The organism is Microcystis sp. T1-4 (assembly GCF_000297435.1).
In the GTDB taxonomy this organism is placed as follows: Bacteria; Cyanobacteriota; Cyanobacteriia; order Cyanobacteriales; family Microcystaceae; genus Microcystis.
In genome coordinates this window covers 1-7,338 of sequence record NZ_CAIP01000118.1, presented here as the reverse complement: position 1 = coordinate 7,338, position 7,338 = coordinate 1, and the positions used below count along the sequence as shown (strand labels likewise).

12 protein-coding genes are annotated in these 7,338 nt (G+C 39.9%); 3 read left to right on the top strand and 9 right to left on the bottom strand.

Features of this window, described 5'->3' with window-relative positions; genetic code table 11:
- From MICAI_RS06715 to MICAI_RS06695, 4 genes are all read right to left on the bottom strand, one after another.
- A partial coding sequence (locus tag MICAI_RS06715; protein ID WP_039899740.1) for a DUF3368 domain-containing protein occupies window positions 1–392 on the bottom strand: 392 nt, incomplete at its 3' end.
- A gap of 1 nt (window position 393) precedes the next feature.
- Entirely contained in the window at window positions 394–675 is a 282-nt protein-coding gene (locus MICAI_RS06710) for a UPF0175 family protein (protein WP_008199502.1), read from the bottom strand.
- Between the two features lie 580 nt (window positions 676–1,255).
- Window positions 1,256–1,750 (bottom strand): phosphohistidine phosphatase SixA, encoded by a 495-nt coding sequence (gene sixA, locus MICAI_RS06700; protein ID WP_008199500.1) that lies wholly within the window; start codon window positions 1,748–1,750, stop codon window positions 1,256–1,258.
- Window positions 1,751–1,802: 52 nt separating this feature from the next.
- The gene (locus MICAI_RS06695) at window positions 1,803–3,026 is read right to left on the bottom strand and encodes a DHH family phosphoesterase (protein WP_008199498.1); all 1,224 of its coding nucleotides are present in this window, start codon (window positions 3,024–3,026) and stop codon (window positions 1,803–1,805) included.
- A gap of 298 nt (window positions 3,027–3,324) precedes the next feature.
- Between MICAI_RS06695 and MICAI_RS26935 the strand changes: the two genes are divergently transcribed.
- Both MICAI_RS26935 and MICAI_RS06690 read left to right on the top strand, forming a co-directional pair.
- On the top strand, window positions 3,325–3,681 hold the full coding sequence (locus MICAI_RS26935; RefSeq protein WP_008199496.1) for a type I restriction-modification system subunit M N-terminal domain-containing protein: 357 nt from the start codon (window positions 3,325–3,327) through the stop codon (window positions 3,679–3,681).
- 105 nt (window positions 3,682–3,786) lie between these two features.
- The gene (locus tag MICAI_RS06690) at window positions 3,787–4,932 is read left to right on the top strand and encodes an HsdM family class I SAM-dependent methyltransferase (RefSeq protein ID WP_255348748.1); all 1,146 of its coding nucleotides are present in this window, start codon (window positions 3,787–3,789) and stop codon (window positions 4,930–4,932) included.
- Window positions 4,933–4,999: 67 nt separating this feature from the next.
- Here MICAI_RS06690 and MICAI_RS06685 read toward each other — a convergent pair whose 3' ends face one another.
- The 5 genes from MICAI_RS06685 to MICAI_RS06665 form a co-directional block, all read right to left on the bottom strand.
- Window positions 5,000–5,260, bottom strand: coding sequence for a hypothetical protein (locus MICAI_RS06685; protein WP_008199491.1), 261 nt, complete (start codon window positions 5,258–5,260; stop codon window positions 5,000–5,002).
- Between the two features lie 394 nt (window positions 5,261–5,654).
- Window positions 5,655–5,894 (bottom strand): type II toxin-antitoxin system HicA family toxin, encoded by a 240-nt coding sequence (locus tag MICAI_RS06680; protein ID WP_008199490.1) that lies wholly within the window; start codon window positions 5,892–5,894, stop codon window positions 5,655–5,657.
- The gene (locus MICAI_RS06675) at window positions 5,887–6,150 is read right to left on the bottom strand and encodes a type II toxin-antitoxin system HicB family antitoxin (RefSeq protein ID WP_008199488.1); all 264 of its coding nucleotides are present in this window, start codon (window positions 6,148–6,150) and stop codon (window positions 5,887–5,889) included. The genes MICAI_RS06680 and MICAI_RS06675 overlap by 8 nt, the downstream gene beginning before the upstream one ends.
- Before the next feature lie 307 nt (window positions 6,151–6,457).
- The gene (locus MICAI_RS26310; protein WP_039899738.1) at window positions 6,458–6,790 is read right to left on the bottom strand and encodes a DUF5615 family PIN-like protein; all 333 of its coding nucleotides are present in this window, start codon (window positions 6,788–6,790) and stop codon (window positions 6,458–6,460) included.
- A complete protein-coding gene (locus MICAI_RS06665; protein ID WP_002735373.1) occupies window positions 6,774–7,022 on the bottom strand; it encodes a DUF433 domain-containing protein in 249 nt (82 codons plus the stop codon). Before MICAI_RS06665 ends, MICAI_RS26310 begins: the two co-directional genes overlap by 17 nt.
- Window positions 7,023–7,256: 234 nt before the next feature.
- Between MICAI_RS06665 and MICAI_RS23340 the strand changes: the two genes are divergently transcribed.
- On the top strand, window positions 7,257–7,338 hold an 82-nt coding region (locus MICAI_RS23340), incomplete at its 3' end, for a DUF433 domain-containing protein (protein ID WP_157221733.1).

Here is a 7,338-nt window from a genome sequence, read left to right as displayed (position 1 = left end):
TGATCTAAAACTTCCTGAACGCTAGTAATTAATCCTAGTTGTTTGGCGACTAATAAGATACCTAATGTACCAGTAATTTTAAAATTTCGAGATAAAGCAACTCGCCTAGCTTCTAAATCATCAATCAATAATTGATCGGCTTCTAATTCTTCAGCTAAAATCATAGTAGCGCATTCACCCCAACCTAAATTAGTCATCGTTTTCAAAGTAGAGACTTTTTCTGAACTGCTAATTGTTCGTCTCTCTATCCAGTCTGCTAATTGAACTAAATTAACTGCTGGATGAGTTCCTGTTTGAGGAATAATAATTTTCCCGTAAATGTCATGAAGTAAATTAAGTTTTCCAACTTTTGCTAATTCACTTAAAGGGGTAGTATCAGAAACAATAATCACGTTACTTTTTATATCTCTCTAAAATTTGGAGAGTCTCAGCCACTTCTTGTTGTAATTCTTCTTGGGTTTGCATAGGGAATGAACAAATATTATAGTGATCCATTAAATCAGAAAGTTTATGATGATCGATCTCTAATAATTCTGCGGCACGTCCCGCACTAATATCACCATGACGAAGTAAAGTCATAACATAGGCTTCTTTAGCTTTTTTCTCAGCTTCCAGATGATGAATTTCTGGAACTTTAGGTAAAGTTAGAGTGAATTTAATTTCTGTTGTCGTCATTTGGGATTTATTTTGAGTAGCCTATAATTGTTTATAACACTTATTTACCGCCACCGATGCCGATAACAACCCCTGAACCTACAATATGACGGCAGGTAATCCTAACCTCGATGGCGACGGTATCTCCGCCTTTACCATCAATAATAGCGGCCAAATTCCCGTGGCTGACTGGAAAGAGGGTGTAGGGTGTAGGGTGTGGGGTGTAGGGAAGGAAACCTCTTTCATCTGTGGGGGTGAAAATTTTTTCATCGGGACTGACTCCGATGACAAGGCTGTAGTAATGTCCCTAACCTAACTAATCACAAAATAACTTAATTTGCTGGCTAAATTGATAAAAGTTGCTCAAAATATAACCTTAGCAACATAAATCGGCCTACTCCTAGTTAAATCCTTTCAGGAGTGCCACTATAGCAGATATTTTCTCTCTGCATGGTTTATTGACAGCATTTATCTTAATGGTGAGATAGGAAGTTTCCCTTTTGGGGAGCCGGTCATCAATACCAAATTAGGTTATACTTCATGTTTAATGAGAAAGGCTGTACTTAGTCCCCAAAAAGGATAGATACACCTAGGTTAATTCCTAGAGCAGTAATTTCGGGGCTGTCAACCAGAATAACTGACACTTGCCTAGGGGATTTTGTTGATTGGGAACCTCTAGACCAATTATTCCCGCCTTTTTGACCGATAATTTTCCTTGAAACTTGCCCCAAACTAGCATTTCCGTCCAATAACCTAAATCCGGTTCGTGGCCCACCAGTGCGATTGCGTTTTCCTCTCGCTGATAGTCCGACTTTTGCCACCACTGCAGCCAATCTTGAATATTGCCGTTGGGAGATAGGGGATTAAATTGCTCAATTTTACGGCTTAAACCCGCTTTTTGCAAAATTTCGGCGGTTTGCACCGCACGCACCAGGGGAGAAGTCAAAATTAGGTCAAATTTCACCCCCAACTGTCCTAATCTTTGGGCAACTTTAGCAGTTTTGGACCTACCTTCCTCGGTTAAAGGACGTTCCCTATCGTTGAGATAATCCCCCGATTGTCCTGCTAATCCATGACGCACAAAATAAAGTTTCATATCAGTGTCGGGTCGGTCTTGGTGATGATAATAAATAGCTGAGATTTAATACCTAGGTGCGAATTACCTTTTCATCAGGGTTAACTAGATGGGAAAGTTTCTGTTTAATTTGGGTGTCATATAGTTCCCACTTCAGTTTTGCGTATTCGGCATTATTATTAAAACCACCGAGGAAACCGATAGGAATTTCAAAACCTCCGGCCATATAACGACCACCACCAAAAAAGCGACCTTGGTTATCCTGTCCGAAAGCTTCCTTGAGAAATTCATCGGGATCTAGGGTAATTTTACTGGTACGCATAGAACCAATGACTAACTCGATATCCTCATCTTCATCGTGAACGATACCGTAAACTAAAGCCGTGTGAACATTTTCTTCTGTCACCAAAAAATCGGCAGCCTGGGGAATCGCATCTCGGTCATCATAACGCAAATAACCGACCCCGGCGATCGAATAATTATTTTTAATAATACGGTTTTTTAGGGCCCGTTCGATCACATCCATCACCCGTCGGGATCTGGCCGATTGCAAGACAGCGTTTAATAATTGAGCATCGTAGAAACGACTGAGATAACCAGCAGCAATAAATTCACACTCTTGCGCTTGCATTAAATTATTCGTATCCGATCGCAATCCGTGCATCAAGGCTGTGGCACACTTAACATGGACGGTATCGCTACTATTAAAACTTATTAACCCTTTTTGGATATATTGGGTTAACATCGTCGCTGTTGCCCGGATTTGGGGACGAATATCGACAAATTCCGCCTCTAGATCCCCTTGGCGAGTATGATGATCAATCACGACAATAATGGGAATTTTTGCCTGTTTAACCAGAGTGGTTAACTGACTATTGGTTCCCTGACCATCGACAAAAACACAACCCTGATAAACCGAAAGATCTCTATCCTTGAGGGTATGGACTCCCCAACGTTTAGCCGGTAAACCCGTTAGTTTTACCAAAGCGACATTTTCCTGATGGGAGAGAGTCCCCGCATAGACTATATCGCAGTGAATATTGTACTGTTCGGCGATAATTTGATAGGCCCAGGCACTAGAAAGAGCATCGGGATCCGGGAAATCCTGCATCACCACAATTTGATTTTCGCCGCGATGATTTTCCAAAGTACGTCGCAGGCGATCGATCAGGGAAATAAGTAGGGTATCATTACTAACCGTGACTGGAGGAAGGGGACACACTGCCGACGGTTCCCCTACCACTACATCGGTTTCGAGGGACTTGGCAGGAACTAGACTCAGTAATTCAGCCATCATTTTTAGAAAAGTTCGCTTAAAGGTAGATTCAGTCAGGATTTTTTGAGCTAATTAATTCTAGACGATATTCTCGCTCGATCGGTTTATCTCAATTATTAAGCTTTTCTCGCCACTAGCTCCTTACTCTGGGGCCATAACTCTAGTCTATCGAAAGAACCCTGCCGTTTGTTCTGGGAGAGGGGTTAGGGGTGAGGGCCATTAACCATCGCTGCCATTACTTGAGAAAATAGATACTATACCAAACCCCTTAATTTTCCCTTCAGGCTCGACCATCTACCTAATTCTTGAGTAAAATTTCATGGCCCAACTGGACAACATCGAAGCGATCGAAAAAAAGCTCTGGAAAGCGGCCGACACCCTGCGCGCTAATTCTAACTATGCCAGTAACGAGTATTTTCTGCCCGTTATGGGCTTGATTTTCCTCCGTCATGCCTACATTCGTTTTCTCAAGGTTAAGAGGGAGGTAGAGGCGGATTTACCGAAGCGAGGGGGTAAAACACGCTCCTTAACCAAAGAAGATTTCTTGTGCAAAGGAGCGATCTATCTCCAAGAAAAAGCTCAGTTCGATTTTCTGGTGGCGCTCCCCGATAGCGTCAATCGATCAACCTCCTTAATGGAAGCAATGCTATCGATCGACGGGGATTATCCACCTTGAGGGGGTATTTTACCGAAAACGGAATACCAAGAACTAGATAACGTGGTATTAGGGAATTTACTACGGATTTTAAACCCATAAGAGTTAAAAAAAGCCGATGGGGATATTTTCGGGCGAATTTACGAGTATTTCCTAACTCAATTCGCTAATCTCAAAGCTCACGATAACGGAGAGTTTTTTACTCCCGTTTCTCTAGTATCTTTGATCGCCAATGTTTTAGAACCCGATCACGGATTGGTTTTCGATCCTGCCTGTGGTTCGGGGGGAGTGTTTGTCCAGAGCGCACATTTCGTTGAGAGACAGCGCATCAATCCCCAGATGTTAACTTTTAAAGGTTTAGAGAAGAATCCGACCACAATTCGTTTAGCCAAGATGAATCTCGCGGTTCACGGTTTAGAAGGGGATATCCAAAAAGCGATCACCTACTACGAGGATCCGCTGGCATTGGCCGGGAAAGTGGATTATGTGATGGCCAATCCTCCCTTCAACGTGGACGAGGTGGATAGTAAGGTAGATGGTGATGAGCGCTTACCCTTCGGATTGCCGGGGGTCAATAAAAGTAACAAAGTTTCCAACGGTAACTATCTATGGATCAGTTACTTCTACAGCTATCTCAATGATCGAGGAAAAGCCGGTTTTGTCATCTCTTCCCAAGCTTCCAGCGCCGGGAGAGACGAAGGCAAGGTAAGACAGAAGTTAATCGAGACGGGAACGGTGGACATAATGATCGCGATCCGCTCTAACTTTTTCTATACCCGCTCCGTACCCTGCGAGTTGTGGTTTCTCGATCGAGGGAACCCCGCCGAGCTTCAAGATAAGATATTAATGATCGATGCCCGCAATATTTACCGGAAAGTAAACCGGACGATCAACGATTTTAGCCCAGAACAGTTACAGAATATTCTCTCGATTGTCTGGCTCTATCGGAGCGAATCGAAGCGTTTTATCGATTTGGTTGTCGGTTATTGCCAGAGTATCGATCGAGAGTATCAGGGATTGATCGCTCTTTTACAAAACTATCGCAAGCATCTGGACAAGTTAACCGAGGCCCTAGAGAAATTTTATAATCTCATCGATGAAAAAGACGGAACATGGTTAGAACTCCGAACAGCATCTGAGCTTTTCAAGGATGACATGGATAAATACGCCGGTTTCGCTCCGATTTCCTATAACGCTGATGATTTAACCGATGGTAGCCTAAAACTTCCAGATAGGATAAAGCAGATACATAAGGAGAATTTTCTGCAATAAACTCCCGGAGAAATTTATTTTCCAATTGAGCGGCATAGATAATAATATTGCTATCTAATAACATGATTTAATCCCGATTGGGAAGAGAGCGATCGCACCGATTTTGTTGTTGCCACTGTTGGGTATCAACATCAGTAAAAGTATTATTATTAGCAATTTTTTTCAAAGCATTGGCCATTTTTTGACTGTTAGATCGATTTTCACCAATGATATTTTCTTCTAGTAAGGTAATATAAACATTGACAGGATATTCGGAGTTAATTTCAGGGGTTTCATCAAGCCATTGAAGGGTATTATTTTTCAAAATTGCTTTAAAGGTTTTTAGCATAGTTTTCTCCACCGTTAAATGATACAGGATAAATGATTCAGACTAGCCCTAACCCAATTTTAACACAAGACCAACCCAACAAACTCCCCTGACCTCAATCTTTTAAATTAACGTCTTTGGATCATTTCATAATCAAAAGTTCATTAACAGAGCGAAAAATTACGCAAAATGGTGATAGTCACTTTACCTGTTTTTAAGGCACGCTAATTTATCGACGATGACTGGGTGAAAATTAATCATTAAATCAATTTATAACAAGCAATCGAGGGTTTTACTCTTGTGTTAATGTACCTAAAAAACTAGCTTTGGCTTTATTTTAGCTCTTGGAAATAAAATTAAGATAAAGCGTACTAGAATAGATAATTTCTTCGTTTTAAAAAACGCCTTCAATCATCTATTTTAATAAATGTTCTATTTCTTCATCTGTAAAACCAAATTTTCTAAAAATTCGTAAAACATAAGCAGGGGACATTTCTTTTGCACCTATATCGATAGGAACGATTCGACGTTGATTATACAATACTCTACAATATAAACGATGATCACCTTTTCCTTCTCGATAAAATTGACAGCCTCCTTTTTCAAGAATTTTGATTAGTGCTTTGGGTTTAAGAGAAGGAATATTTTTAGGCATAAACTTTTCTGAGTTCGTAAGTTTCGGGAGTTTCAGAATCTCCCACAGTTAAAAATTCATGAAGTTCGTCTATAGGAATAGTACTGGTATATATATTGGCTTGATCATGATAAATCTCCCAAAAAGATTCAATCGCTTCTTTTAGTTTTTCAATAGCTTTTTCCTGAGTTTCTCCTTGTCCAACTAATCCATTTTCAAGACATAATGAAACCCAATAATCTGCACTTTTTCTCAGAATAACGGTATAAAAGTTCATGGTGATTGTTCCGTTGAAATTTTAAGCGGGGATTAGAATTTACTCCAGCTTAATTTTAACACAAGACCAACCCAACAAACTCCCCTGAACTCAATCTTTTAAATTAACGTCTTTGGATCATTTCATCAATAGACAATAAATAAGTAGTCATGCAAAATAAATTTCCTAGTGAAGACAGGCAAGAGGCAATAGGCAAGAGGCAAAAGCTTTATCGAAATGTGTAATTAATTTTGCTTAGGTACTTAAGGCGCATTATACTTTGTTAATGCACCCGATCAGAAAAGCGATCGCTGAGGATAATATATGATTATGTAATTACTAAAACAGACTCGGTAGAATTATCGCTAAATCTCTTAATAGCTTGTTTATGTTTTAAAATAAGACTGATTAGATGATAAGTGGTACAATTTACAATCCTCAACCAGATGAACTTTGGAGGTTGGCCATACAACAAACTCCGTTGATAAAAATCAGCATCTTTCGAGACAATTATAAATCCATTGATACGCGCATATTCCCAAATCCTTTGATCGGGAAACCCTTTTAGGCTACAATCTCTAACATGAGCGCTATCCGGAAAATGTGATACCAGTAACAGAGGTAGTTTAGGTGATAAGTTTTCGTCAAATAGCAGTTTCATAGGGAATAACCATTAAACGACGATCCCGCTCGGCGGCAAATGCAAAACAGGCTTGTATATCTTCTAAGGTAAGATCGGGGAAATCATCTAATATTTCTTCAATAGTCATCCCTCCTCCTAGATAATCAAAAATATCTGCTACTGCAATACGAGTATTGACAATGCAAGGTTTGCCACTGCGAATGTCTGGGTTAATCACAATCCGATCTCGATATTTAGCTGCAAAAGACATAGTAATAACTGTTGTTGACTAATGATTATTATAGCTTAATGTTAATTGTACTTTAAGCTTGATAAATCTTAAAACCAAAACCCTCGACTTTTAGGTTTCAAAAATTCTATTATCAATAAGCTGCATTACACTACCTTAATCCACTCTAAAAGAGCGGCGATCGCACTGATGTGGCCTTACTGGGGAAAAAATGGTATGATAATAACAATTTATTAATATTATTGCCAAGTAATTATGTCATCTTTAGTTATCTCACAACATATTGAAATCACTCCTGGTATCTGTGGCGGAAAACCTCGTATTGCTGGACATCGAA